Below are 23296 nucleotides of genomic sequence, written 5' to 3' on the forward strand. Positions count from 1 at the left end.
CTTTCACCCAGAACCAGCGTGCCCAGAAACCCTTGGTCGGCTTCTTGTGCGTGCAACGTTGCAGCATTGATCGTGATAAGTAACAGGCAGCAGAATGGGAGCCAAGAAGGTGTCTAAGAAACTAGGGGCTATTCATTACGGCACTCGACCATCGGATATCTAAGCCCTATGCAAGACGAGGAGAGAGCGATGAAAGCTTAAGTTGCCGTTCACGAAAGCGGCAGCAGTTCATACTGAAAATTAGGACTTCAAGATGAAAATATCGATTTGTATGGCTACATATAATGGGGCAGCTTATTTAGGTGACCAACTAAATAGCTTTCTTAGCCAGACTAGGCTGCCGGACGAACTGATTATCTCAGATGATGGTTCAACAGACAACACCATGGAGATGCTACTAGAGTTTTCAAAAATGGCTCCATTTCCTACTAAGATTTTTAGGAACCCCCGGAAGCAAGGCATTTCCAGAAATTTTTGCTCTGCGGTGGAAGTTGCGGCCGGAGATCTGGTTTTACTGTGCGACCAAGATGACATTTGGTTCGATACCAAATTACACGAAGTTGAGACATGGGCAAAGCGCGACGCCGACGTTTGGTTATTAATGAATGATGCCGAGATTACTAATGTTCACCTTGAAAAACAGGGGTTTTCCAAGTTAGATCAAATTGAAAAAGCTGGTATCGATGAAAAATATTTTGTTATGGGTTGCTGTTCGGCAATCCGCAGGCCGCTACTAGAGTTGGCGATGCCCATTCACGAAAATTTTGACAGTCATGATGACTGGTTTTCATTTTATGGGTCAACTTTAGACCGAAAGAAAATATATAGAAAGTCTCTTCAATTATATAGGTTGCATGAAAATAATAACTCTCAATTTATTGTTAATTCAACAAATAGAGTGAATAGGGCGTTGGTTTTGTGGCATAGAGTCAAAAAAATATTTAACAAAGATCAACTTCTTAGACAAGATAAAGATGAGTTGCTTCGCGCTACTTACTTAGCTGAAGCAAACGAGAAATTTAAAGGCAGCGATTATAACATACTATATGATAGATCTTTGGTGGAACTCAATATTCTTAAACTGAGAGGGCACACAAGATTACTTTATTTACCAAAAAGAATTATTAAGATAGTGGCCAATATGCGCAATGAGGTTTATGGTGCCCCTACCCAATATCGATTGGTATTTCGCGATCTAGTGGGTTAAACCATGATAAGAAAAAAAATTGAACTTTATAGGTCCACCGAGAAACATAGAAGTATATTAATTTCAACTATCTCGCTCCAAGTCCCATCTTTTCTATTCATGCTGGCGCTGAAAAACTCGGTATCCACAAGCGATTTTATTGAGTACATTAGAGTCATATCTATAGCATCTCTTTTAGCGGCGGTCTCTACGCTTAGGTTGGAAATCATTCTTTTCCAAAGGTTGATGAAGGTTGATGCATTTACAATCTTGTTCCCCGCCTTGGTCGCGGTCATGTCCACAATCTTAGTATCCGCATCTTTATCATGGATAGGAGTAGTTGGTGGGTTTTCGGTTCAGATCGGGTTTCCAGGGGTCGTCTTAGCTCTGTACTTGGGGCTTCAAGAATATTTTTCGTTCCTATGCATTCAAGAAGGGCGCTGGCGAGAGCTAGTAGTGGTCCGCGTTTTTCAAATGGCTCTTTCTCTTTTTGTTATTCCGTATATATACTTCATATCGGCAGTTGATATTGACTTGAGCATTTTATATTTTGGACTTTCGTTCATCCTGCCGATTGTTGGCTGGATTGGGTATAGAGTTATTCGCGAAGGCGGTAATCTCATAGTTCCCAATGCAAGCGCCCACGAGATATATAGCGCCAGCGTGAGGAGTTTCGGGTTAACGTTTTCCCAGATAGTCTCGTCCTTGTATGTGAATATTGCATCAATACTAGCTATTTCTTTGCTACCCGCCGCTACTGCAGGGGATTTTAGCTTCCTATCCAGATTTGCAACTGCCCCGGTAGGCCTGCTACGTCAGGTTTTCGGCCAGCTCTTTCTTGCTGATTGTTTGAAGCTAGAGAAGGATGGGATGCTGCGATCTGATAAGATAGAGAAACTAATGCATAAAGCTGTGGTCCCGAGTTTGTTGTTTTACTTATCATATACTGCTTTGTTTTCTCTATGTTTGTTTATTTGGCAGGAAGTTTTAAATGTATCGAATTATCACCTAATCTTTCCTCTTTTCTTAGCAGGAATTACCCAACTTGTAGCGAGTCAGATCGGCTTGGTTAGGGTCATTTTACGGGAAGAGTTTCTCTTTCTCGTGGCTGAGGTGCTTAGAGTTATCTGTATTGTTTTTATTCTGTTATTTATATCTGGCATAGATTATGGCTATCGTTATGGCTTCGGATCCTCACTTGTTTATGGCAGCTACATATTATTTACGATTTGGCGCGTTAGAGAAAAGTTTGGTAAATATATTTATTGAGTTCGGAGTAGTTTTTAAGAAGCAATCTTACGCCATGGCTTGGCTCCCGATTTTCGGTTTCAGGCCAGCTGTTTCATTTATCATCAGCTAGAGTTAGGGGATGCCGTTCAAGTTTTTTCTGTAATGCGCCGGTATGTAGTGGCGTCGCTTTGCTAAAGCCTGTCCTGTTGCGGGTAAAGCATCTTCTTGCTCGCTTATACTCCTATTGGTAGTGTCGCAAACTTTCAGGTGAACATTGCCTTTGGATGCACCTCGGTCCAGAGGTTGTGGCGTGCTGGGCAAGGACTGGAATTGGGACATTGATCAGTTTTATAGGCGGCACTATCCGAAAGGCGTGATCTTGTATGCGGTCTGTTGCTGCTTAAGGCTGAGCGCGGTATTGCCGTGGATCACGCCCCTCTAAACCGTTGTGCCGAAAAATACTCGGGCGCTATTGCTGATGAGGCGCATCGCGACCGCGATCAGTCATGGCGGATGGATGAAACGTACATCAAGGTGAAAGGTCGCTGGAGTTATCTCTATTGAAGTATGATCAAACTCTTGATTTCATGTTGTCCGAGCATCGTGATGAAGCTGCGGCAAGCGCATTCTCCGCATAGGTGATCGGCAACAACGGCTGGACCGACAAAGTCGTCATCGACAAAATCGGATCCAACGCAGCAGGCCTTTTCAAGATGAATTGCTTCCTTGGTGTGCATGGATGGTGCCGGCTGATCGAAGTTTTACAAATCAAATACCTCAACAACATTATTGAGTACGGCCACCGTTTCATAAAAAAATCACACGACCCATGCAGACTTTTAAATCGTTCAATTCGGCGGTCGCAACGCTGGCCGGTATCGAAGTCGCCCACATGATCCGGAAAGGTCAATTCGACCAGATGGATCTGACCGGTTTTAAACAATTTCCGGCACTCGCTGGATAATTACGCACAATGAACCTGGGCACTCGGGTTGCCGTTAAATTTTGCGACAGAACCTGGTGTGGTGGCGTCTGACATCCGGGCAATCGAGTACAAATCAAATGCCTCGGATACTGTTCCTTTTCCCCAGATCAGCCTTGGGTCCGATGTACCGATAGAAACAGCCCGAAACGGCAAATCGGCCACCGGTTGACCGATCTCTAACGCGTGTTCCCAGTCGACCGGAGTGATTGTTGAACCGTTCACAATCAGATTGGCGGGCTTGAGGTCGCCGTGGATCAGCCCCTTGGCGTGGACGAGTGTGATGATGTCCGCGAGTTGCTTGAGTAAAGTTGGCCAAAGATCGACCGATACCTGCGACAGGGGTGACCCTATTATCAGCTCGCGGCGCACAATCAGCATGTCTTGCTGGCGTTCGACATTCAAAACACGAGGGGCGTTCAATCCAGACAGTCGCTGCATGGATTGAAGCTCGTTCTCTAAAAGCTGGCGAGACAGACCAGATTTTGCACGCTTTTCAACGATCCTCTGCCCGTTCCAGTACGTTATCTCGGGCTTGGGCTTGGCTGATAGTGGGGTCACGACGGAACACCCGCATGGAGAGGGCAGCAGATCACATCAGCAAAAGTTTGTCGCGCAAGGCGTACCAACCACCAGTCTCTGAAATGATTGCCGGAACGTTGTACTGACCAAATATCCGCGTAGCACCGCGCCTGCGAAAAATGTCAAACATAACCGCGCTTGCCGGCCCGTTCGCTTTTTTCGTGGCACTCCCACCGCCTATTGTTGACAGCCGCATTTCAACATTAGCGCGCCAGTGCAGTTCCATTGCTGTGCGATTGATGAGGGTTTCATATTTCAATTTCACGCCTGCACGCGCCAATGCTACGGCGACACCTGTTGCAAAGCCAACTGCGCCGATGGGGATCGCTGCCCCGGCGAGTTCGGTACTGCGAATTCCTGCTTTAAAAACCTTGGCTGTCATGCATGCTTTAACCCATTGCTGGACCGTCATACTGCGTGGATATTTCTTGGCTATACCATCGAGCATCTTCAAATGTGCAAGCGTTGATCCAGTGGCGTTCGTGTGCATCATAATGCCTGATACGTCGACTTGCGTGGCTTGTGAGGCAAGCGTTCCTGCAGTTGCGAGCGTCGCTGCACCCATTTTTTTATAGGAGCGGTTTAACATGTACTTGCTCGTTCGCGGGGAGGCAGTTTGAGTGAACCCATGTGTCATGAAAAAAGGGTTTGGCGGGGCAAGTTCGTCGATACCATCAACTTCCGCATTAAGATCTTTGTAAAAATGCAAAAGAACGATCGGAACGCCAATGCCGATTTCTCCGCCAACAGTCTCTGCAATCTTCCAGGCTATCGACTCTGCGGCTTCTTCAGTTGCACCCATTTAAAAACTCCGAATTATTAAGCGCCAACGCGCGTTATGATGAAATGACTTGTACTCGAACAAAAATATATTTTACGGATTATGGTATCGTCCTAACATTTTTGGGGCAAATACAATAACAAATTTTAAGGTGCATTTCTAAGTGCGCCAAGGATAACTCCGGCGTCAGTTGCTTTGCCTAGGAAGCTTTGGAATTTGGCCAAGCTTCACGGGCAACACACTAGGTTTGCACGTTACGCTCACATAGGGGTTGGTTTTTGAGACCTATGCTCCATACTCGGAGCGCATTGAGAATAGGACATAGCATGCCTGAAGAATCGATAGTTGCGATCCTGTCGGTCGACAAAAAACTCGACCTAAACATTACCGATTTTTCGATACACGAAACTTTGTCCGAGGTTCCGACGTACAGCGTGACTGTATTGGACCAGAGTACACAATTGGACAGTCTTGTCGGTGTTACCTGTGAAATCAACTTTGCTGCTGATGCCTATACGGATTCAGAAACGCGCAGTTTTAGCGGTCTTGTCATGTCCGTTGAGCGTGTGTTGGATCGCTCTGGCTCGCCATACCTGAAGCTGGAAATACGTCCGAAACTGGCTGTTCTCGGCCTTAGTGTGCACAGCGCAATCTATCAAAAATCCACGTCTTTGGATATCTTGGAGAAGGTTCTACAACGCAATGGGCTGGCGAACGTCAAGGTTACCGGGACCATACCTCAAGCCAAGCGCGATACGGTTATTCAGTATAATGAAAACGACTTGGGTTTTTGCCGTCGCATCCTTGCCGAAGAAGGGCTCGCTTTCTATTTTCATGACGGCACGTCGCCCGAAACACTGGTGTTGCATGACGTGCGTAAACCTTTCCCCTCTGACCACAAAGAGATCGAGCTGACGGATGCTCAGATGTCAGACGTTGGGCGCATTGAAGCTTCAAGCCTTTCCTTGAGGCGGTCCTTGGGTCCAGACAAGGTCGAACTGACCCACTATGACGCAAGCGACGCGGATCAGGTGACGGCGGGGCCAGCTGTTTCAAGCGAAGCCAAATCACCCGTCACGCCTACGGTGATTGAGTACCGGCCTGTCATTGTTGGCGACATCAAAAAAGACGAACTGAAGGTTCTTACCAACGCAGCCCAGCGTCCAGAATTGGCGATAGCTGGTCATTGTGAACATCCAGCCATGCACTTGGGGCAGGCGCTTGATATTGCGAGCAGCGAATTTTCAGACATGGCTGGCCGCTATATTATTTCGAGCATCACGTATACGCCAACGCGCGGCAACGCATTGATGTGCCGGTTTGAAGCTGTCCCAAAGGGCCATGTGCCTGCGCCTGAACGTTTGCCAAAACCGCTAATTGCGGGGGTACACAATGCGATTGTTGTCAGCTCACAAGCTTCGGCAAAAGCCGGCGACCCTGCCTGTGATGAGAAGGGGCGTGTGCTTGTCCAGTTTTTTTGGGACGTAGCCGACAGCAATAGCGGTTATATCCGCGTGTCGGAGCCGTTTGCTGGCAAGGGGTATGGTGCACAATTCACGCCACGCGTCGGGCATGAGGTTCTGGTTTCTTTTTTGCATGGCGACCCGGATGCGCCCGTCGTTACCGGACAACTATACACTGAAAAACACAAGCCGCCGTTTAACGAAAAGAACACTCACAAATCTGGATTTCGCACCCAGTTAAAGGACGGCAAGCAAAACGAGTTGGAGTTTAACGACGAAAATGACAAGGAACTTATTGGACTGCGTGCTGGCCGGGACTTTGAGTTGATTGTGAATGAAAACGTGACGCGCGAGGTCAAGAAGAACGACACAACTAAGATCGAGGAAAAAAGTAAGCTTGATATTGGTGACTCTTGGGACATCACAGTCAAGAATGATCAGACGACCAAAGCTGATAAAATCACGCTTACGGGTGACAGTGAAATCACCTTGAAGGTTGGATCTTCTAAAATTGTTCTGAGTTCGAGTGGCATTGTCATTGATGCGCCAAAGGTCGAGATTAAGGGCCAATCCAAAGTTGATGTAGAGAGCAAGGGCCAGCTGGCTTTAGCTGGCATGTCGAGCAAGCTTGAAGCGAAAACAGCGCTTGACGTCAAAGGTATGAATGTCTCGGTGAAGGGCAGTTTAAAAACTTCACTTGAGGGAACTATGAGCGAAGTCAAAGGGTCAGGAATGGTGACGATCAAAGGCGGCGTCACCATGATTAACTAGGATCAGAAAATGCTACGTAAAATTCCATTTGATACCAGCGGCCCGATCCTTGAGCGGTTTGCCCTTAGCGAAGAGGCTGCGGGAGCCGCATCCGCTGAGCTGGAACCCGAAGCGGCGCTTGGCGCATTGTATAAGGGTGAGCATATGGTCGATATGGCCAATTTTTTCGCCCATGGTATGCCGCCGCGAGAGGGCGTGTGTTGGGCCGTTGCTGTGCTGCGAGAAATGCGGCCAGAGATGAGCGCGGCAGACAAAGAGATATTGGCGCTGGCTGAAAAGTGGATCAAGGACCCGCAAGAAACCGTGCGTATCCGTCTTATGGAAGAGGCCGAGAGCCGAGACAGTGAAGACCCGATTTTTTGGTTGTGCAACGCCGTTGCGTGGAACGGGTCGGGCAGCATGGCCCCCAAAGACGGGCCCGTGGTTTTGCCTCCGATCGGGTTATATGCGTCGGCTCTTTTGGGCGCTGTCGGGCTACTTGGCGGTACCACAGAAGAGAGCCTGAAAGCCCTTCATGAGAGCGCCTATCGCTGGGGTATGAATGTGGCGCAAGGAGGCTGGCCAAATCTGGCTGACTGATTTCTAGACGGGAGATAATAGATGCCTGGACCACCTGCCGCGCGCATTACAGATATGCATGTTTGCCCGATGACAACGGGCCCTGTTCCGCATGTTGGCGGCCCTATTATTGTACCCGCCGCCCCGACGGTTCTGATTGGTATGATGCCTGCCGCAGGGATGGGGAGTATGGTCACATGTGTTGGGCCCCCTGATACAATCATTAAAGGCAGTGCGACGGTTTTGGTCTCAAACAAACCACTTGCACGCATGGGTGACAGCTGTGCCCATGGGGGCGCGATTGTTCTTGGGTGTCCGACTGTTCTGGTTGGAGGCTGACATCTGGCCGCATTTTCAAAGCCTTCCTGAGATAAGCCGCTTTGAGGCAAAACTCTGGCACCGATCATTATTGGTGCCTTGGAAAAAGTTTATTTATTACAAACCTTTAAGAGAATGCTGTAAAACTGGGGAATTTTCTTTTGGCATTTTTCGGCCATTAGTACTATTAAGTATTTGGTCCGTAAGGTTTTTGATGTCCAGTTTGAAGTCGTATTTTCGTACTTCAACTAGAGGCATTTAACGCGAGTGGTGCCAGCCTATGTTTCGGAACGTTATTTTTTAAAATCAAAGCTTACCCAAAAGGCAAGTCTTTACCATGGCACGTATTAATTGGCTCGCTTTTCGAGAAATATACTTTAAAATTCTGGTTTCAATACTCGTTGTTATTGCCGCAATGCTTTTGTTGCAGGACGCGCTTAACCATCTGAAATTACGCGCGTTAGTAGCCGAGGCTACTTCTTCGAGATTGCAAATTTCGGCGTCGACGATCGAGTCTGCGATCGTCCGCTCGGAAGGTCTTGGCCTTTCCATGGATGAAATGGCTGGCCTGCAAGATTTGCTGGATCGCGAGCGTGAGCGGGATCCGAGCGTTGTGCAAATCGAAATAGTTTCTCCTATCGGAGCACCTGTTGTTTCTTCGGGTTCCGGGCCGCTTGTTCCGACGGGCACCGATCTGGCTGAGGACATCGAGAAAGAGCGCGAGCAAGCGTTGAGGCGGGTTCTGGGCGCGCGCGATAAGGTGACGTTGTTCGACGCGGGTTCGCATTTGTACACAGGTCGTGTCATCTACGATTCAAGCGACGCCATCATGGGGGCAATTATCCTCACGACGCCGACGGTTGCATATATGCAGCGCGCAAATCTGGCCTCCGAGAAGATGAGGAAATCTTATCTGATCGTCTTTGCAATTGTCGCGGCATTGCTCATTCCCTTTATCGTGGTTCAGTTTTCCGGGGTGCGCTACGCGTTCCGCGCATTCGATCCAGATCTGGTTGGCAAGGGGGTGAGTAATGGTGACGATTTCCCGCCGGAAACCCGGGAATTGCTTGCTTCAATCGAGATGGGGAATAGCCAGTATTCCAAAAGTTCAGAAGAGCTGGATGACATTCTAAAGCATGATGCGGCAGGCATGAGTGATGAACAGGCCGCGCTTGGGAAGAAAACATGAGCGATATTTCACAAGCCGTTCGCGTTTCGCTGATTTCCGGCTTTTCACGCCGTCTTTTCCTAAGCACCTCGCTGGCAATGGTGCTTGCCGCGACGTTGAGCCTGATAATCACCGTCGTACATTTCAACGCAGGTTTGCGCCCTTACCTTGTAGATAAGGCGCGCGCCGTTGCTGTGTCGGTCCAGCAGGACATCGAATATGCAATGAGCATTGGTATTCCGTTTGAAGAAATTCGCGGTCTGGACCAGCATATGGACGCTCTGGTTCGGGAGCACCCCGAAGTGAGCGCAATGCGTGTTGATGCCGTCTCGACTGGTGTTGATGGGTCTGGTGCGTTTGACAGTGAAGCGGACAAAAAAACGGGCATCGCCTCCCTCATTATTTATGCTGTGTCCGAGCTTTCCTCTGCCCTGTCTCTAGGCGACGAGTACGTGGATACCGTGTCTGTCGAGGTCGTTCAAAACGGTGTCGTGCTGGCAAACGTCGTCTCGCATATGGATGAGAGTTATCTAAATGGTAAGATGACGTCGGTGTTTTTCGATACGCTCGTGATTTTGATTGCGGTGTCGCTGGTCGCGCTAGAGGTCATCGTCGTTCTTTCAACATCGCAACTTTCTGAGCCTTTCCTGGTTGCTGAAAGGGCCCTGAACTATCGCGCAGCGGGGGACCTGAGGCAGTATCAAGGTGGGCTTGGCCGCGGCCGCCTTTCACGGTTCATTAGGACGCTGAACGTTTACAACGCTGCGCTTCGGGATCGGCTGAGATCGGCGATGGAGAGCGTCAAAGATACGCGCATCCGTGAAGAGCTGGCTGGGTTTTCAGAACGCACAAAGCTTTTTGTGACAGATGCGCGGCAGAAAGCATCAATCATGGATGCACGGATTCCGTTGTTTGTTTTCTGCTTTGCGGAGGAGCTGCAAAAATCCTTCCTGCCACTGTTTGTTGCGGAATTCTATTCCGAGGGTGATCTGTTTTCGCGCGATATTATGATGGGTTTGCCGATTTCGGCGTTCATGTTTGTTATCGCCGCGTTTACGCCATTCGCCGGCAAGCTGGTCGACAAGTTTGGCAACAAGCCGTTGTTTCTAGCTGGATTGGTCCCTGCCATCGGTGGCTACTTGATGTGTTATCTGGCGCAAAACAGTAATGATATTCTGATCGGTCGGTCCATGACCGCTATTGGTTATGCCGTTATTACCATCAGCTGCCAAAGCTATATTGCAAATGTTGTTGTCGCCGAAAACAGGGCGCGCGGAATGGCCGTCTTTGTCGGCGTCTTGATGAGTGCAACCATGTGTGGAACGGCGATTGGTGCCATCTTGGCTGATTGGCTCGGTTTCAAAGCCGTATTCTTGTTTGCGATTTGCTTCGCCGCGATGGCCGGATTTCTGGGCTGGAACATGTTGAGCACAGATTTGCCCGCTGTGGAAAAGAAGAAACCAGCGGCAAACTTGAGCAGAAGCCCGATTGCAACATTGCTTCGAAATTCCCAATTTGTGTTGATCGTGCTTTTCTGTGCGATACCGGCGAAAGTGATCCTGACAGGTTTCCTTTATCTTTACGTGCCGATTTATCTGGCCAGTCTTGATGCGACCCAGTCCGAGATCGGGCGCGTCATGATGCTGTATTCCTTGATTATTATTCCGATCAGCCCGCTTGCTTCGGGGTTTGCGGATCGTCTGGGTAAGAATTTGTGGATGGTTATCTTTGCGACGATTGCGTCCGGAATCGTTCTGCTAGGGCTTTATCAAAACGCCAGTGTTGCAATGGTTCTCGTTGTCGTCGCGGCGCTTGGGGTTGTGCATGCATTCCTGAAGGCTCCGCTCATTGTTGCGGCGATGGAGGCAGCAGAGAAAAGCCCGGATATCACCCGGACTGGCGCGTTAAGTCTCTTGCGGACAAGCGAACGGATAGGTTCGGTTATCGGGCCGGTCGTTGTTGCTGCGATGCTGGTCGTCCTCGATTTTGGCGAAGTTGCCGCGATCTTGGGCATTACGGTGGCTATACTTGGTGGGGTGATGGCTATCCTTTCGCTTAACCAGAAAGGTCGCGCGTCTCATGTATAAACGTATAATGACCTTGTTGTGCGTGTTGACAGGCTTGGCGCTGCTGATGTCGGTTAACCCAGCATCCGCGCAGTCCAATAGCGGCGATGACCGGGTGCAACAGGTGCACATGGTCGTTTGGCGTGGTTGCGAGGCGGCCTGTCTTGGCTTCATCCGTTATTTTGAAGATCGGGATCTGCCCGTTAATGTTACCGTTACGGACGTGAGCCGCGATAAAACCCAGCTTCCCATTATTCAAAAACAGTTGATCGAAGAGAGGCCAGATCTAGTGGTCACTTGGGGGACGAGCGTATCGCGCGGTATCTTGGGGACCATAACCGAGTTTGGTTCGGCCTCGGCGCTCGGGGATATTCCCGCTGTTTTCATGATTGTCGCCGATCCGGTAGGCTCGCAGCTTGTAGAAAGCTATGATGCAAGCGGACGCACAATGATTTCCGGCGTACGCAACCGTGTGCCTGAAAAGGTTCAGCTTAATCTGCTGTTTGAGTACTATCGACCTAATAAAATGGGCGTGCTGAACAGCCCAAGCGAGCTGAACTCGGCGTTAAACACCGAAAGCTTGCGCGCGATTGCTGATGAATTTTCGTTTGAATTGGTCGAGCATCTTTATACTCCTGACGAAAATGGTGAAATAGACCCAAGCCAAATTCCCACAGCCCTCGCAGAGCTAAAGCGGTTGGGTGCCGATGCGGTTTATGTCGGCTCTAGCAGCTTCAATTTGGAAAATCAGTCGGCTTTCGTCGATGCCGCAACGGCGTTAAATTTGCCGGTCTTCAGCGCATATGCACAGATGGTGAAAGATGCAGGTGCTTTGATGGCTGTTGGAACAAGCTATTCGAACGTCGGGCGTCTGGCCGCAGTACAAGCAGAGCGCGTTGTATTGGGCGGCATCGAGCCTGGCGATTTAGAGGTTAAGTCGCTGAATAGATATTCGGTTATTCTAAACATGGGATCTGCAAGAAAACTATCGCTATATCCACCTTTATCCTTGTTAACAGTAGCTGAAATTGTACAGTGACGCATGGTTAACTTGAGAAATGAATTATTGAATGAATAATCTCAGTGACGCCATATCCGGAGAGAACGCATTTGGCGTTTTCCTTAAGGATGAGAAAACAACGTATAGAGCTTTGCGGTCCGCATTTAATGCGGCTCAAGCAAGTTGGCGCAGTCTTTCTGAGACACCTGAATCCTTAAGTGATCGCGAAAAGGCAGCAGCCAATTCTGCGGCTTGGGCAACGCTAGCCGAGCTGTGCGAAGCGTGCCTGACGTCCACGTCAAAAGATCTCGAGGTGCTGTCATGGTTTGTCGCAGCGCAACTGCATTCGGCGAAACCCTTTGAGAATTGTCGTGATGCGCTGGCCCTATTGAGCGGTCTTGTCGAGACAAGCTTGGATCAGTTGCACCCGATGCCGCCAGTTGAAAAGCTGAAGGGCGATACCGATGAAGCGCGTGCGAGCGAAATTGCCGCGCTGCGAATGCGCCCGTTTGTGCAACTGTTCGGAGAGGTTGAAGGCTCGGGTCTTTTGATAGGGCCAATGACAAACCTGAATTTGATCGGCGAGGTGACGTTTGGAAAAATCACTCTTGCCGAAAAAGATGGCGCACTTGATGGCATTCGCGCGGATGTAAGTGCCCATATTTCTGCTGAATCTGACGCATTGACGCGTAAGATCGAAGCGCTTCAGCAGATGGTTGTTTTTATTCAGACAATTGAAACTTCGGTAAAGAGCTACGCTGCCCAGCATTCTCAGACCCCGCCACTGATCGGTTACGGCGTTCGGCTGATGAAGGATGTTTTGACCGCCTGCGAGAAGATGGTGGATGGAACGGGTTTTGCTTGGCCGGGACAGGACGAGGGTGATGCAGAGCCGGCTACCGCAGAAGGTGGCAACGTTGACACTGACGTCGAGACTGGCGCGCCGGTGCAAGGCCAAAAAGTAGCGGCAGGCGGCGGTTTTAACGCGAATTTAAATGTGTCAAATCGCCATGATGCGCTTGTGGCGATTGCTCAGCTTGCTGGGTATTTCCGCAAGGCTGAACCGCATTCGCCGATCTGCCTTTTGCTTGATCGCGCTGTACGCTGGGGAAACCTGAATGCGGCCGATCTGTATCGAGAGATATTGACCGAAGGTTCTGTCGGTATGTCGCAAATGGCGTTGATGACGGGTCTGGAAAGCCAAGGCTTTTCCGACAACTTTGCGCGTCGTGGTGCCGGGGCCGCAGGTACAGTTGAGCACCCCGTGCTGGATAATTACGCCGCCGCAATTCCTGTGCCAAAGGATACATCCGAATTATCGGCATCCGCGCCGCAAGATTTCGCGTCAATGCAAGCTGTGCCACCCGCTGTTCAAGCGGTCAAGCCGTCGGTTGATCCCGTAGCGGAAGAGCCGACGACCGATGCTGAACCAGTCGAGGCTGAACAAAATTTACCGGTAAAAAGTTTTCAGTGGTAATGTCTGATTATTAAACAACCCAACAGAAAGGATGACACATGTCTGGTATATTTATGCGGATCGATGGAATTGATAGTTTTAAGGGGATGGCGAGCGTCGAAGAGATCGCCGGAAAGAAAGGTTTCTTTCCTATCTCCAGCTTCTCCATGGGCTATTCACGCTCAATCTATGTCGCAGTTGGTTCGGCTGGCGATGCTGAAAGCGGTATTCCTGCGATTGGCGATGTAAGTATTATGCGTGAGCCTGACGCCGCTTCTGCTATTTTGGAGACGCTGTTCTTTGCTCCGGGTGACAAGGGCAAAACGATTGAAATCGTCGAGACTAAAACAAACCCCGGCGGCGACGGCATGATTCCACGCAGGGTTGTTACGCTCGAAGAAGCGCGCCTTTCAAGCTATGGGACAGACCCAAGCGCGTGCACAATGACCCTCGCGTTCACGACAATTTCGGTGACGCACTACTTCCAAACTGACGCTGGTGGCGTGGAAAAAGGCGATGTTGTTAAGTTTGACCTTAAAACTGGCAAGCTGGTTTCCGGCAACCAAGCCGCTAAAAAGTAACCCTTTTTCGGAGGATTTAAGATGGCACTTAATGCACAGCACAAGCGTGTAAGTAAAAACCGTGTCAGCATCACTTATGATGTTGAAGACGGCGGTTCTGTTCAGCAAAAAGAGCTGGCTTTTGTAACTGGTATGATCGGCGGCTACTCAGGGGATCGCCAGGATAAAGAGGCGATCGAGGATCGTACATTCTACCAAGTGGACAAGGACAATTTTAACGATGTCCTCACACGGGTAGCGCCAAGATTGACCTACACGGTTGAAAACAAGGTGCAGGATGATGGGTCAGAGTTTGAAGTCGATCTTGATTTCAAATCGATGAAAGATTTCGAACCGGATGCGATTGTCGACAAGGTAGAGCCTTTGCGCAAATTGGCCGAGACGCGCGAGAAGTTGATGACGCTCGTCGCTAAAGCGGACCGTTCACGTGACCTGGAGAAAGTTCTCAAGGAAATTCTGCAGGATAGTGATATGGTCAAAGCACTGGGCGACGAGCTCGGTTCCGGCAAAGAAGAATAAGGGAGGCATCTAATGTCAGAGACAGAAAAAGAAGCAGGCGGAGGTGCCGCCGCTGAGCAGGTCGAAGTCAGCTTGCTGGACCGCGCTCTTCAAGCAACGGTGCAAACTCCGGAAGATACGACTAAAGAGCTTTTATCAGTCCTCACATCGCAAGCGATGGAAGGGTCTTTGGTTTGGGATCAAAACGTCGGGGTCACAATTCGCAAAGCGGTAGCTGAGATTGACAAACTGATGTCCAAGCAGATGTCAGCAATCATGCAAAACGACAAATTCCGCGCTTTGGAAGGCTCTTGGCGTGGTGTTCAGAAGGTCGTCAAAGAATCCGATATTGGCGCAGGCCAAAAAATCAAATTAGTAGATTACAGCAAAGAAGAACTGCTGGAGCAATTTGAAGATGCGCCTGCTGTTGATCGCAGTCCGCTTTTTGAAGCGCTGTATCAGGATGAATTCGGCACTGCCGGCGGCGAGCCTTATGGCGCTTTGATCGGCGATTACTACTTTGGCAGCGGTGACGAAGACGTCGCATTGCTGACGTATATGGCTGAAACGGCGGCTGCGTGTCACGCACCGTTCATCGCGGCGGCTGGCGCGGATATGTTCGAGTATAACAGCTTTGAATCATTCGCCGAAGGGCGTCCGGTTGCTGCTGGTTTTGCATCGCCTTCCTATGCCGCTTGGAACGGTTTCCGTGACAGCGATGAAAGCCGTTATGTGACGCTAACGCTGCCTTCGACGTTGGCGCGTTTGCCTTATGGCGCAAATGGCGGCAAGGCCAAATCCTTTGACTATCATGAGCTGAATACAGACATGGCAGGCGATCAGCGGCCAAAGGATAACAGCGAATTGGTTTGGTCCAACGCTGCTTATGAAATGGCGTTGAAAATGAACCAGGCGTTTACCGCGTTTGGGTGGTGTACAGCAATCCGTGGCTTGGACAATGGTGGTAAAGTCGACCAGCTTCCAAACTTGGTGTTCAAGTCGGATGCAGGTGATGTGCAGCAGGCGTGCCCTGTTGAAGTGAACCTGACTGATGAGCGCGAGAAAGAGCTGTCTGACTTGGGCTTCTTGCCGTTGGTGCACTATAAAAATACCAGTCATGCGGTGTTCATCGGCAGTCAGACTGCTCAGCGTCCCAAGACGTTTGTCGATCCTGATGCAACGTCAAATGCTGCTATTTCGGCACGTTTACCCTACATCATGGCGGCAAGCCGGATCTCGCATTACCTCAAGGTAATGGGCCGTGACATGCTTGGGTCAAACCTTGAAGCTGCTGATATCAAGAGCTCGCTGCAGTCATGGATTGACCAATACACCAACCCCGGTGCGATGGGGAATGCAGAACGGTCGAAAACACCACTGGCTGAAAGCCAAATTGATGTGATCGAACAGCCGGGCAAGCCAGGTGCTTATTCGGCGGTTGCCTATTTGCGTCCATGGTTGCAGCTGGAAGAGTTGACAACTTCTGTACGCATGGTCGCCAAGATTCCAGGCTAATGGCAAGCGGGTGATTAGTAGTTCATCAACGGAAAACACGGACCCTCCGGTGCCAATGGCATCGGGGGGTTTGTCAGACGAAGATCAAGCGCTTAGTCGCTTGCAGGACCGGTTCCAGACAGTCGAGCAACTCACGTCTTTTCTACGGCGTGCGGTTCTCGATATTGAAAGGGTGCTCAGCAAACAGCTTACCGAGATTATCGAAGCACCTTCCTTTCAAAGGTTGGAGGGCCGCTGGATGGGCTTGGCAAGCGTTGTTTGGGCCGCAGATGTTTCAAGCAACATTAAAATAAAAATCCTGGACCTGAGCTGGGAGGAATTGTCGCGCGATTTACACTACAAAAACGAAATTCGCCGATCGGTTCTGTACACGCTTCTGGGTCAACGAGAGCTAGATACTCTGGGCGGCGAACCCGTAGGTATTGCAATGATCGACCATGGTTTGTCCATGAGTTTGGATACAGAGTTCGACGATCTCTATACTGCGCAATTGATCTGCAGCATGGCCGAAGCATGTATGTGTCCGATAATTATGGGCGTTTCAGATGATTTTTTCGGCGAGACCGATGCGGCTTGGTTCACTGACATACGGCGGGTCGATAGTGTTTTACACGGAGACGAGTATCGCGGATGGCAAACCCTTCGGGGCGTCCCTAACGCGCGGTTTCTAGGGGTCGTTTTGTCGAAAACCCAATTGCGCGGCCGCTACGAAGACAGGGATGTCGGCTTTTTCTACCATCAACAGCCAAGCGAAAGCCAAGGGTTGTGGGCATCGGGTTGTTACGACTTTTTGCGCACCGTCATTGCAGAATTTCATCGCTGCGCTTGGTTCGGGTTTTTGAAGCTCGTCAGCAACAAACCGGGCGTTGGGGCTGTCGTTGGTCCATCGACCCACCCTGTACCTATTGGTTGCATGCGCAACGCGCGCGCCAATATTCGGATGACGCGCAATCAGGCACATGCTTATGGGGACAATGGCTTTATGGCTCTGGCCGAAAGTACAAAAAATAACATGCTCTATTTCGTCGGCAATCGCACGGTTACGGATTGCAGTGGGTCATCGGAAAAAGAGATCGTGACGCAAATGCAATCTGTGATGATTGCTTGCCGGATTGTTCATTATATCAAAGTCCAGATCAGGGCGTTGATAGGTCAGGTGAAAACTGCCGCTGAATGCGAAGTAATCCTAAACAACTGGTTTGACGCATACGTGTCCCCGTCAAGTTCGTCCCTTGAGTTGCAAGCCAAGTATCCGCTTCGCGGCGCGCGGGTCAGCGTATCAGATGGCGCATCAGATAGTGCGCGCTTTCAATGCAGTATCGTTGTGCGTCCGCAGTATCAAATTGACAACGTGCTTGGTGAAATCCAGCTTAGAACGGATTTTGGCACCGGCAGTTCAGGGGAGCCCGCGTAAATGAGTTTCGCGACTGCATTTTTGGGTGTCCGCGAGGGTGGCACCGTAGAGTCTCAAATTGGCTTGAATGTGCAAACATTGCTGCAAGCGATTGCACCCGAATGGGAGGTCAGCCGCGGACTTGAGAACGTGCGCGCATCTAATTTATGTTACGGTGTGCCAATGACCTGGGCGATTGGTGACGGCCAAACCAGCACGCAAATGCGGGGTGTATTGCGCGAGCGTTTGAAACGGTTTGAACCACGCTTGTCGGTTCTGTCAGAAATTGAGGTAGAAGAAGATTCCGATCAGAATACCGTCTCGTTTTATATCGTAGGCGGCGTTCATGGAAAGACCGGCACCGAAGCTTTCGAGATCGAGACAAAGCTGTCGCGCATGGATCAAAACGTTGAAGAGGGTTCCTAGAGTATGGAGCAAATTCTTCAACACTATGAAACCGAGCTCGACTATATGCGTCGGGCTTTTCAGGAGTTTGAAAAGAGCTATCCGCAAAAGGCAAAGTCTTTGGGGATTTCCGCCGGACGTAGTTCTGATCCGGACGTCCAGCGACTCGCAGACTCGCTGGCGCTTCATGCGGCGCGCCTCTCCAAGAGGTTGGATGACACGCTTCCCGAGACTGCGCTGGATTTGATCCGGATTCTAGCGCCTACATTCCTGCTCGGTGCGCCAAGCTATACGGCTGTCAAGCTTGACCCCGGTACCGATGCGTTGGCTGAGAAAACTGTTCTTGCTGCCGGTACAGAAATGCCAGTGACGATAAAGGGTGATCGGCCCAGTTGCCGGTTTTCGACCGCGCGCGACGTCACATTGCACCCCATCACGGTAAAATCGGTGCGACTGGAGCGCGCGCCGTTTCGCTTTAGCGCCCCGGAATCTTTGGTTGGATGTGAAACCGCAATATGCGTGACTTTGGCGTCTTTGGATGCCGGGCAGCCCCTTGCCGAGGTGGGCATTAACGCGCTCGAGCTTTATGTCAGTGCGGAAGGCGCGCGCAAACAGCGGTTGATTGATGTGCTGAGCGGCGAAGTATTTGGCGTGGGCTATGGGGAAACCGGAGCAGAACGTAGCACGAAAAGTGTAACAAATTTTCTGAGCTCCGACAGTTTCGCCCTGAGCATGACAGAAGAAACACGTACATTCCTGCCGCGTGAAAAGACTGAAATGGAAGCGCTGGCGCGGCTACGTGATTTTCTGGCCTATCCTGACAAAGCTGCATTTTTCACCTTGTCGGATACGGATAACAGCTTTGCCAAGCATGCAGGATCGGAAGTCGAACTTCGGTTCTTTTTGTCCAACCAAGGCGCACAACAAATCAAAGAGTTATCCGATGGGGATTTGTCGGTGAATGTTGTGCCGACTTTAAACCTGTATCTGGATCAGTCTAGGCCAGCGCGGTACGATTTTACCCGGCTGCAAGTACCGGTAAAGCCGGAAACCAGCGCCGATATGGACGTGGATTGCTTGCAGATCAGAAGCGTTCGTAAGTTGACCTCTGAAGGGGAGCAGCTTTTGCCATGCATCACCTCCGGACAACGGCGGGACACGGGCGGTGTTCCGGTCTGGCAGGAACGTTATCAAACAGGTGAGTTTGACGCCGCACGCCGCGAGATCAGTTTTTCGACGTTTGAGGGCCAAGGCAGCGACCCGGAACCTCTCGATTTTGTTGCAAGCATGTATTGCTCAAACGGCCGCGCGGCCTTTGCGCCAAGACCGGGAACGCAGGTCTTTTTCAATAGCGATGCGCTGGCAGAATGCCCGTTTTATCTGATCGACGAACCAAGCGCGCCCATTGCGCCCGATGTCAAAATTGATCGTCTGTGGGACGTGCTGTCCATGATCGATGGGAACTTTGCGACTATTTTTGACTCGTCCTCTCCTAGTGAGCGGTTGCGCGAGACACTGCATTTGTCGGCCCCTTCGGGGTATGCAGATGCAGCCAACGCGATTTGGGATGTGAAGGTGACCCAGTCAATTGCGCCCATTCGCGTGGGGCGTAATATGTTGTTGTCAGCAGGCAGCCAGATCGAAGTGGTTTTGGACGTTGATGCACTGCCATTCGCGCGTCATGTTTTTGCCAACGCACTGCACTTCTTCTTTGCGGCGATGATCAGCTATGATCGTTTCTTCCAGCTCAAACTACGCGAGCGGGGTAAGGAAAAGCCATTCAAAGTCTTCCCGCGTCAGCACGGTGGGCAAATATGCGGCTAACAGAGAAACGCTCCCAACGTCTGATCGATATTCAGCCGGTTCAAGCGGACCGCCTCAAAGACCCGTATTTCGCGCAGGCGCTTGAACGGGGCGCTTTTGATCCGTTTCCCGACGGAACCCAAGCTTTGGGGCCTGTGCAAAATCGTGGGGCGCTCGCGCGTAACAGTGGCATCACAGAAACCGAAATTCCCGGCGGCGCGTTAAGCGGGTTTGACGGCGCATTGCCAGAGCATATCCAAGAGGCTTTGCAGTTCAACCTGCACAATGATGACGATAGCCTAAAGGCATTTCTCGCTATTTTTGATCGCCGTCTGATGCAGCTGGATCTTCGCGTGCGGCGGGCTGGCGCGCTTGTTGCGACCCAAGATGCGGATGGCCAAGACGGCCCAAGCATTCTTGATCGCATGTTGCGGATGGTGAATAAAAACACCGACGATACACGTTATTTTCAGCTGCTTCTTCCGTTTCTTTCGCGGGTGCGTAGCTTGAACGGGCTGCGCGATGCGGTCAGTTGGCTTACGCAGCGCGATGTACGGGTTTCGGTGAATTTCGACGCGACCCATCCTATCGATGTTGATAGCCGGACGTATTTGTCAGCGCGCAAATCTGGCAACGCCGGGCTAGGGCAGGGCACCCTTTTGGGGCGTTTGGGCCGGACACCAATGGGACGCATTTCAGTTTATATCGCTTGCACTGATCGCCAAGATTTAGATCGGATTGCAGCAGACTCGGCGTGGTTGGCCGAGTTGAAAAAGGTGATCACGCTTTTCTTGCGTGATCCAGTACCAGTTACAATTTACGCCGATGTTATGCGGCACATGCTGAGCGCTCCGATCTTGTCCTCTAATAAGGGACGTGCTGATCGGCTTGGCGCTTATAATATATTTCAACCGGAGCGTGCGCCTGACCAGCGTGCAACTATTAAATTATCAGAAGTTTCAATGTGAGGATCACGCAATGGCTAGCTTAACAAAACTTGTAACACGACTTTCCCCTCAGCTTCGTGTCTCTTTGGAAAACGGCGTCGGCGAAGCTATTAAACGCAAAGCAGCGGCGGTCGAAACCAGCCATTGGCTGTTCCATATTCTTTTTGGTAACGATCCTGAATTTCAAGCATTTCTGGAAGACCAAGGCGTGAACATGAGCGCGCTGCAAGCCGAGATTGAACGTGCCATGCCTGTGGGTTCGGGTGATGGGGGCCAGCAGCCGACTATTTCTGGGTCCGTGACAAAATTAATCGAACAAGCGTGGTTGCACGCGTCTATCGAAATGAATTTGGGCCAGATCACGCCAGAAGTGTTTTTGCTGACGACACAGCTACCCAATTCGCTTGGCGCACGTGCAGAGCCGTTGGAGGCGCTCAAGCCGATGTCCACGGATGCGCTGAAAGCATTCTGCGCTGAACGTGGCAAATCCGTTGCTGCGTCGACGTCCGGTGGTGGTGCCCAAACCGGGATCACAGGCGACGGTACTGCCCTTGAGAAATATACCATTAATTTGACGGAACGCGCCCGAAATGGCGAATTGGATACGGTTTTGGGCCGAACTCATGAGGTAGCAAAGGCGATCGACGTGCTGCTTCGCAAGCGTCAGAATAACCCCATTTTATTGGGCGCGCCCGGCGTCGGTAAAACTGCTGTGGTCGAAGGTTTGGCCCAGAAGATCGCGTCAGGCGAGGTGCCGGATCAATTGAAGGGCGCAGATCTTGTCAGTCTGGACATGGGGCTTTTGCAAGCGGGCGCGAGCGTCAAAGGCGAATTCGAAGAACGCCTCAAGAATGTTATTAATGAAGTCCAAGCCTCTGAAACGCCGATTATTGTCTTTATTGACGAAGCCCACACAATGATCGGGGCAGGGGGCACCGAAGGTCAGAACGATGCGGCCAACTTGTTGAAACCAGCGCTGGCCCGCGGTGAATTCCGTACAGTAGCGGCCACAACATTTGCTGAGTATAAGAAATACTTTGAAAAAGACCCCGCCCTATCGCGGCGTTTCCAGCCGATCACCATCGAAGAGCCCGGCCGCGACGCTGCCATCAACATTTTGCGCGCAGTGGCCGAAGGGCTAAGCAAACACCACAATGTCTTTGTCCGCGAAGAAGCGATCAAGTCAGCCGTCGATCTGTCGGTCCGCTTTATGCCGTCCCGCCGTTTGCCCGACAAAGCGATCAGCTTGATGGATACGGCCTGCGCGCGGGTTGCATTATCACAACATGCGCGTCCGGCGCAGATCGAGCAACTGGAAGAAGAGCTGCGTTTTGTCGAAGCGGAATTAGCCAAGTCATTATCCGACGCACGTGTGTTCGGTGAACCCGAGTTCGATCCTACAGAGCTGAATACCAGCATCGAGGAATTGCAAACGACAGTTGCTGACCGGATTTCGCTGTGGGAAGAGCAAAAAGAGAAAGTCGCACAACGACTTGAGCTGGCCCGCGCGTCGATGGAAGACGAGTCTGTGACCGCGCCGCTGCCAGACGATGGCGACAAAGATGAAACGGTAATTGTGCATCCTTGGGTGACACAGGAAACCGTCGCGGAAATTGTTTCCGATTGGACCGGCGTTCCGGTTTCCAACCTTGGGGCCAGTGAAGCGGAACGTTTGCTCACGCTCGAAGATACGCTGAAAGAGCGGGTTATTGGTCAGGATGCGGCAATTGCTGCGATCTCGCGATCCCTCAAGATTTCGCGCGCGGGGCTTACGGATACGCGCAAGCCGATCGGTGTGTTTATGATGTGCGGACCGTCAGGTGTTGGTAAAACCGAAACGGCGCTTGCTATCGCGGATCAATTCTTTGGCGGTGAGGATGCGGTCACAACCATCAACATGACTGAGTTTAAAGAGGCCCATAAAGTATCCATGCTGCTTGGTGCCGCGGCGGGGTACGTTGGCTATGGCAAGGGCGGCGTGCTTACCGAAGCTGTGCGGCGCAGACCTTATTGCGTCTTGCTGTTGGACGAGATGGAAAAGGCACATCGTGAAATTCACGACATCTTTTTCCAGATCTTCGACAAAGGGCACATCAGCGATAGCGAAGGCAATGAGGTCGATTTCCGCAATACAATTATCATCATGACGTCCAATGCCGGGGGCGAGGAAATTCGAGATTACATCGATAGTGTCGAACATGATCCTAAATCAGATGAGCTGAACGCCCATTTGCGGCCACTGCTTCTTGATTTCTTCAGCCCTGCCTTTATTGGCCGGACCGAGCTGATCGCCTACCGTCCGCTTACTGCGGAAGTGGGCAGCAAGCTCACAGAAATCCACCTAAACCGGATCAAAAAGCGTATTCATGCGCAGTACGGCGCAGAATTCAGCTGGGAGCAGAGCTTTGTCGATTATGTGGTTAATGCCAACAACGATCCGTTGTCGGGTGGCCGGGCGCTCGAAGCGATCATCAACAAAAACTTTCTCCCCAAGCTGGCAGAATACTGTATCAGCAAAGTCATCGATGGGGCATTGTTAGAAACAATCTCAGTGTCGCATGATGGCAATGAAGTTGTGCTAACTACGGAGTGA

At 50.8% G+C, this 23296-nt stretch carries 19 protein-coding genes and 1 pseudogene; 18 read left to right on the forward strand and 2 right to left on the reverse strand.

Going from position 1 to position 23296, the window contains the following annotated elements:
• The first annotated feature begins 253 nt into the window (after window positions 1–253).
• The 3 genes and pseudogenes from KZZ06_RS19540 to KZZ06_RS19550 form a co-directional block, all read left to right on the forward strand.
• The gene (locus KZZ06_RS19540) at window positions 254–1207 is read left to right on the forward strand and encodes a glycosyltransferase (protein ID WP_219581688.1); all 954 of its coding nucleotides are present in this window, start codon (window positions 254–256) and stop codon (window positions 1205–1207) included.
• A gap of 225 nt (window positions 1208–1432) precedes the next feature.
• Window positions 1433–2455 (forward strand): hypothetical protein, encoded by a 1023-nt coding sequence (locus KZZ06_RS19545; protein WP_219581689.1) that lies wholly within the window; start codon window positions 1433–1435, stop codon window positions 2453–2455.
• Between the two features lie 369 nt (window positions 2456–2824).
• Window positions 2825–3380 (forward strand): annotated as a pseudogene (locus KZZ06_RS19550) (IS6 family transposase); the annotation flags it as partial.
• On the opposite strand, the gene KZZ06_RS19555 reads toward KZZ06_RS19550, so the two are convergent.
• Window positions 3381–3959, reverse strand: a complete 579-nt coding sequence (locus KZZ06_RS19555) for an RIO1 family regulatory kinase/ATPase (protein ID WP_219581690.1) — start codon at window positions 3957–3959, stop codon at window positions 3381–3383. It abuts the pseudogene before it with no gap.
• A gap of 31 nt (window positions 3960–3990) precedes the next feature.
• Window positions 3991–4782 carry a hypothetical protein gene (locus KZZ06_RS19560; protein ID WP_219581691.1) on the reverse strand — a complete coding sequence of 264 codons (792 nt, stop codon included), beginning with the start codon at window positions 4780–4782 and terminating at the stop codon, window positions 3991–3993.
• A gap of 305 nt (window positions 4783–5087) precedes the next feature.
• On the opposite strand from KZZ06_RS19560, the gene KZZ06_RS19565 reads away from it, so the two are divergent.
• The 15 genes from KZZ06_RS19565 to tssH all read left to right on the forward strand — a co-directional run bounded on the left by KZZ06_RS19565 (window position 5088) and on the right by tssH (window position 23296).
• Window positions 5088–6995 carry a type VI secretion system Vgr family protein gene (locus KZZ06_RS19565; RefSeq protein ID WP_219581692.1) on the forward strand — a complete coding sequence of 636 codons (1908 nt, stop codon included), beginning with the start codon at window positions 5088–5090 and terminating at the stop codon, window positions 6993–6995.
• A 9-nt stretch (window positions 6996–7004) separates the two neighbouring features.
• Window positions 7005–7574: a hypothetical protein gene (locus KZZ06_RS19570; RefSeq protein WP_219581693.1), complete on the forward strand. Its 570-nt coding sequence runs from the start codon at window positions 7005–7007 to the stop codon at window positions 7572–7574.
• 69 nt (window positions 7575–7643) lie between these two features.
• The gene (locus KZZ06_RS19575) at window positions 7644–7892 is read left to right on the forward strand and encodes a PAAR domain-containing protein (protein WP_257884501.1); all 249 of its coding nucleotides are present in this window, start codon (window positions 7644–7646) and stop codon (window positions 7890–7892) included.
• Between the two features lie 316 nt (window positions 7893–8208).
• On the forward strand, window positions 8209–9060 hold the full coding sequence (locus tag KZZ06_RS19580; RefSeq protein WP_219581695.1) for a hypothetical protein: 852 nt from the start codon (window positions 8209–8211) through the stop codon (window positions 9058–9060).
• The gene (locus KZZ06_RS19585; protein WP_219581696.1) at window positions 9057–11126 is read left to right on the forward strand and encodes an MFS transporter; all 2070 of its coding nucleotides are present in this window, start codon (window positions 9057–9059) and stop codon (window positions 11124–11126) included. Before KZZ06_RS19580 ends, KZZ06_RS19585 begins: the two co-directional genes overlap by 4 nt.
• The gene (locus KZZ06_RS19590) at window positions 11119–12144 is read left to right on the forward strand and encodes an ABC transporter substrate-binding protein (RefSeq protein WP_219581697.1); all 1026 of its coding nucleotides are present in this window, start codon (window positions 11119–11121) and stop codon (window positions 12142–12144) included. The genes KZZ06_RS19585 and KZZ06_RS19590 overlap by 8 nt, the downstream gene beginning before the upstream one ends.
• Window positions 12145–12175: 31 nt before the next feature.
• A complete protein-coding gene (locus tag KZZ06_RS19595; protein WP_219581698.1) occupies window positions 12176–13582 on the forward strand; it encodes an ImpA family type VI secretion system protein in 1407 nt (468 codons plus the stop codon).
• Window positions 13583–13620: 38 nt separating this feature from the next.
• On the forward strand, window positions 13621–14142 hold the full coding sequence (locus KZZ06_RS19600) for a type VI secretion system tube protein Hcp (protein ID WP_219581699.1): 522 nt from the start codon (window positions 13621–13623) through the stop codon (window positions 14140–14142).
• Window positions 14143–14163: 21 nt separating this feature from the next.
• Window positions 14164–14661: a type VI secretion system contractile sheath small subunit gene (gene tssB / locus KZZ06_RS19605; RefSeq protein ID WP_219581700.1), complete on the forward strand. Its 498-nt coding sequence runs from the start codon at window positions 14164–14166 to the stop codon at window positions 14659–14661.
• A gap of 12 nt (window positions 14662–14673) precedes the next feature.
• Window positions 14674–16155 carry a type VI secretion system contractile sheath large subunit gene (tssC, locus tag KZZ06_RS19610; RefSeq protein WP_219581701.1) on the forward strand — a complete coding sequence of 494 codons (1482 nt, stop codon included), beginning with the start codon at window positions 14674–14676 and terminating at the stop codon, window positions 16153–16155.
• A 70-nt stretch (window positions 16156–16225) separates the two neighbouring features.
• Window positions 16226–17569: a type VI secretion system contractile sheath large subunit gene (locus KZZ06_RS19615; RefSeq protein ID WP_219581702.1), complete on the forward strand. Its 1344-nt coding sequence runs from the start codon at window positions 16226–16228 to the stop codon at window positions 17567–17569.
• Window positions 17570–17974 (forward strand): GPW/gp25 family protein, encoded by a 405-nt coding sequence (locus KZZ06_RS19620; RefSeq protein WP_219581703.1) that lies wholly within the window; start codon window positions 17570–17572, stop codon window positions 17972–17974. It begins immediately after the preceding gene.
• 3 nt (window positions 17975–17977) lie between these two features.
• Entirely contained in the window at window positions 17978–19777 is a 1800-nt protein-coding gene (tssF, locus tag KZZ06_RS19625; protein ID WP_219581704.1) for a type VI secretion system baseplate subunit TssF, read from the forward strand.
• Complete coding sequence (locus KZZ06_RS19630) at window positions 19768–20724, forward strand: type VI secretion system baseplate subunit TssG (protein ID WP_219581705.1); 957 nt, start codon at window positions 19768–19770, stop codon at window positions 20722–20724. The genes tssF and KZZ06_RS19630 overlap by 10 nt, the downstream gene beginning before the upstream one ends.
• A 10-nt stretch (window positions 20725–20734) precedes the next feature.
• On the forward strand, window positions 20735–23296 hold the full coding sequence (gene tssH / locus KZZ06_RS19635) for a type VI secretion system ATPase TssH (protein WP_219581706.1): 2562 nt from the start codon (window positions 20735–20737) through the stop codon (window positions 23294–23296).

Origin of the sequence: Sulfitobacter sp. CW3, assembly GCF_019392245.1 — a bacterium.
GTDB lineage: Bacteria > Pseudomonadota > Alphaproteobacteria > Rhodobacterales > Rhodobacteraceae > Sulfitobacter.

What these genes read in the sequence shown, in the direction of transcription:
- KZZ06_RS19585 (WP_219581696.1), top strand. Translation starts at nt 9,057, where the DNA reads ATGAGCGATATTTCACAAGCCGTTCGCGTTTCGCTGATTTCCGGCTTT.
- tssC (WP_219581701.1), top strand. Translation starts at nt 14,674, where the DNA reads ATGTCAGAGACAGAAAAAGAAGCAGGCGGAGGTGCCGCCGCTGAGCAG.
- KZZ06_RS19560 (WP_219581691.1), bottom strand. Translation starts at nt 4,782, where the DNA reads ATGGGTGCAACTGAAGAAGCCGCAGAGTCGATAGCCTGGAAGATTGCA.
- KZZ06_RS19600 (WP_219581699.1), top strand. Translation starts at nt 13,621, where the DNA reads ATGTCTGGTATATTTATGCGGATCGATGGAATTGATAGTTTTAAGGGG.
- KZZ06_RS19620 (WP_219581703.1), top strand. Translation starts at nt 17,570, where the DNA reads ATGAGTTTCGCGACTGCATTTTTGGGTGTCCGCGAGGGTGGCACCGTA.
- KZZ06_RS19570 (WP_219581693.1), top strand. Translation starts at nt 7,005, where the DNA reads ATGCTACGTAAAATTCCATTTGATACCAGCGGCCCGATCCTTGAGCGG.
- KZZ06_RS19595 (WP_219581698.1), top strand. Translation starts at nt 12,176, where the DNA reads ATGAATAATCTCAGTGACGCCATATCCGGAGAGAACGCATTTGGCGTT.
- KZZ06_RS19565 (WP_219581692.1), top strand. Translation starts at nt 5,088, where the DNA reads ATGCCTGAAGAATCGATAGTTGCGATCCTGTCGGTCGACAAAAAACTC.
- KZZ06_RS19545 (WP_219581689.1), top strand. Translation starts at nt 1,433, where the DNA reads ATGAAGGTTGATGCATTTACAATCTTGTTCCCCGCCTTGGTCGCGGTC.
- KZZ06_RS19580 (WP_219581695.1), top strand. Translation starts at nt 8,209, where the DNA reads ATGGCACGTATTAATTGGCTCGCTTTTCGAGAAATATACTTTAAAATT.
- KZZ06_RS19590 (WP_219581697.1), top strand. Translation starts at nt 11,119, where the DNA reads ATGTATAAACGTATAATGACCTTGTTGTGCGTGTTGACAGGCTTGGCG.
- tssH (WP_219581706.1), top strand. Translation starts at nt 20,735, where the DNA reads ATGGCTAGCTTAACAAAACTTGTAACACGACTTTCCCCTCAGCTTCGT.
- tssB (WP_219581700.1), top strand. Translation starts at nt 14,164, where the DNA reads ATGGCACTTAATGCACAGCACAAGCGTGTAAGTAAAAACCGTGTCAGC.
- KZZ06_RS19630 (WP_219581705.1), top strand. Translation starts at nt 19,768, where the DNA reads ATGCGGCTAACAGAGAAACGCTCCCAACGTCTGATCGATATTCAGCCG.
- tssF (WP_219581704.1), top strand. Translation starts at nt 17,978, where the DNA reads ATGGAGCAAATTCTTCAACACTATGAAACCGAGCTCGACTATATGCGT.
- KZZ06_RS19575 (WP_257884501.1), top strand. Translation starts at nt 7,644, where the DNA reads ATGACAACGGGCCCTGTTCCGCATGTTGGCGGCCCTATTATTGTACCC.
- KZZ06_RS19540 (WP_219581688.1), top strand. Translation starts at nt 254, where the DNA reads ATGAAAATATCGATTTGTATGGCTACATATAATGGGGCAGCTTATTTA.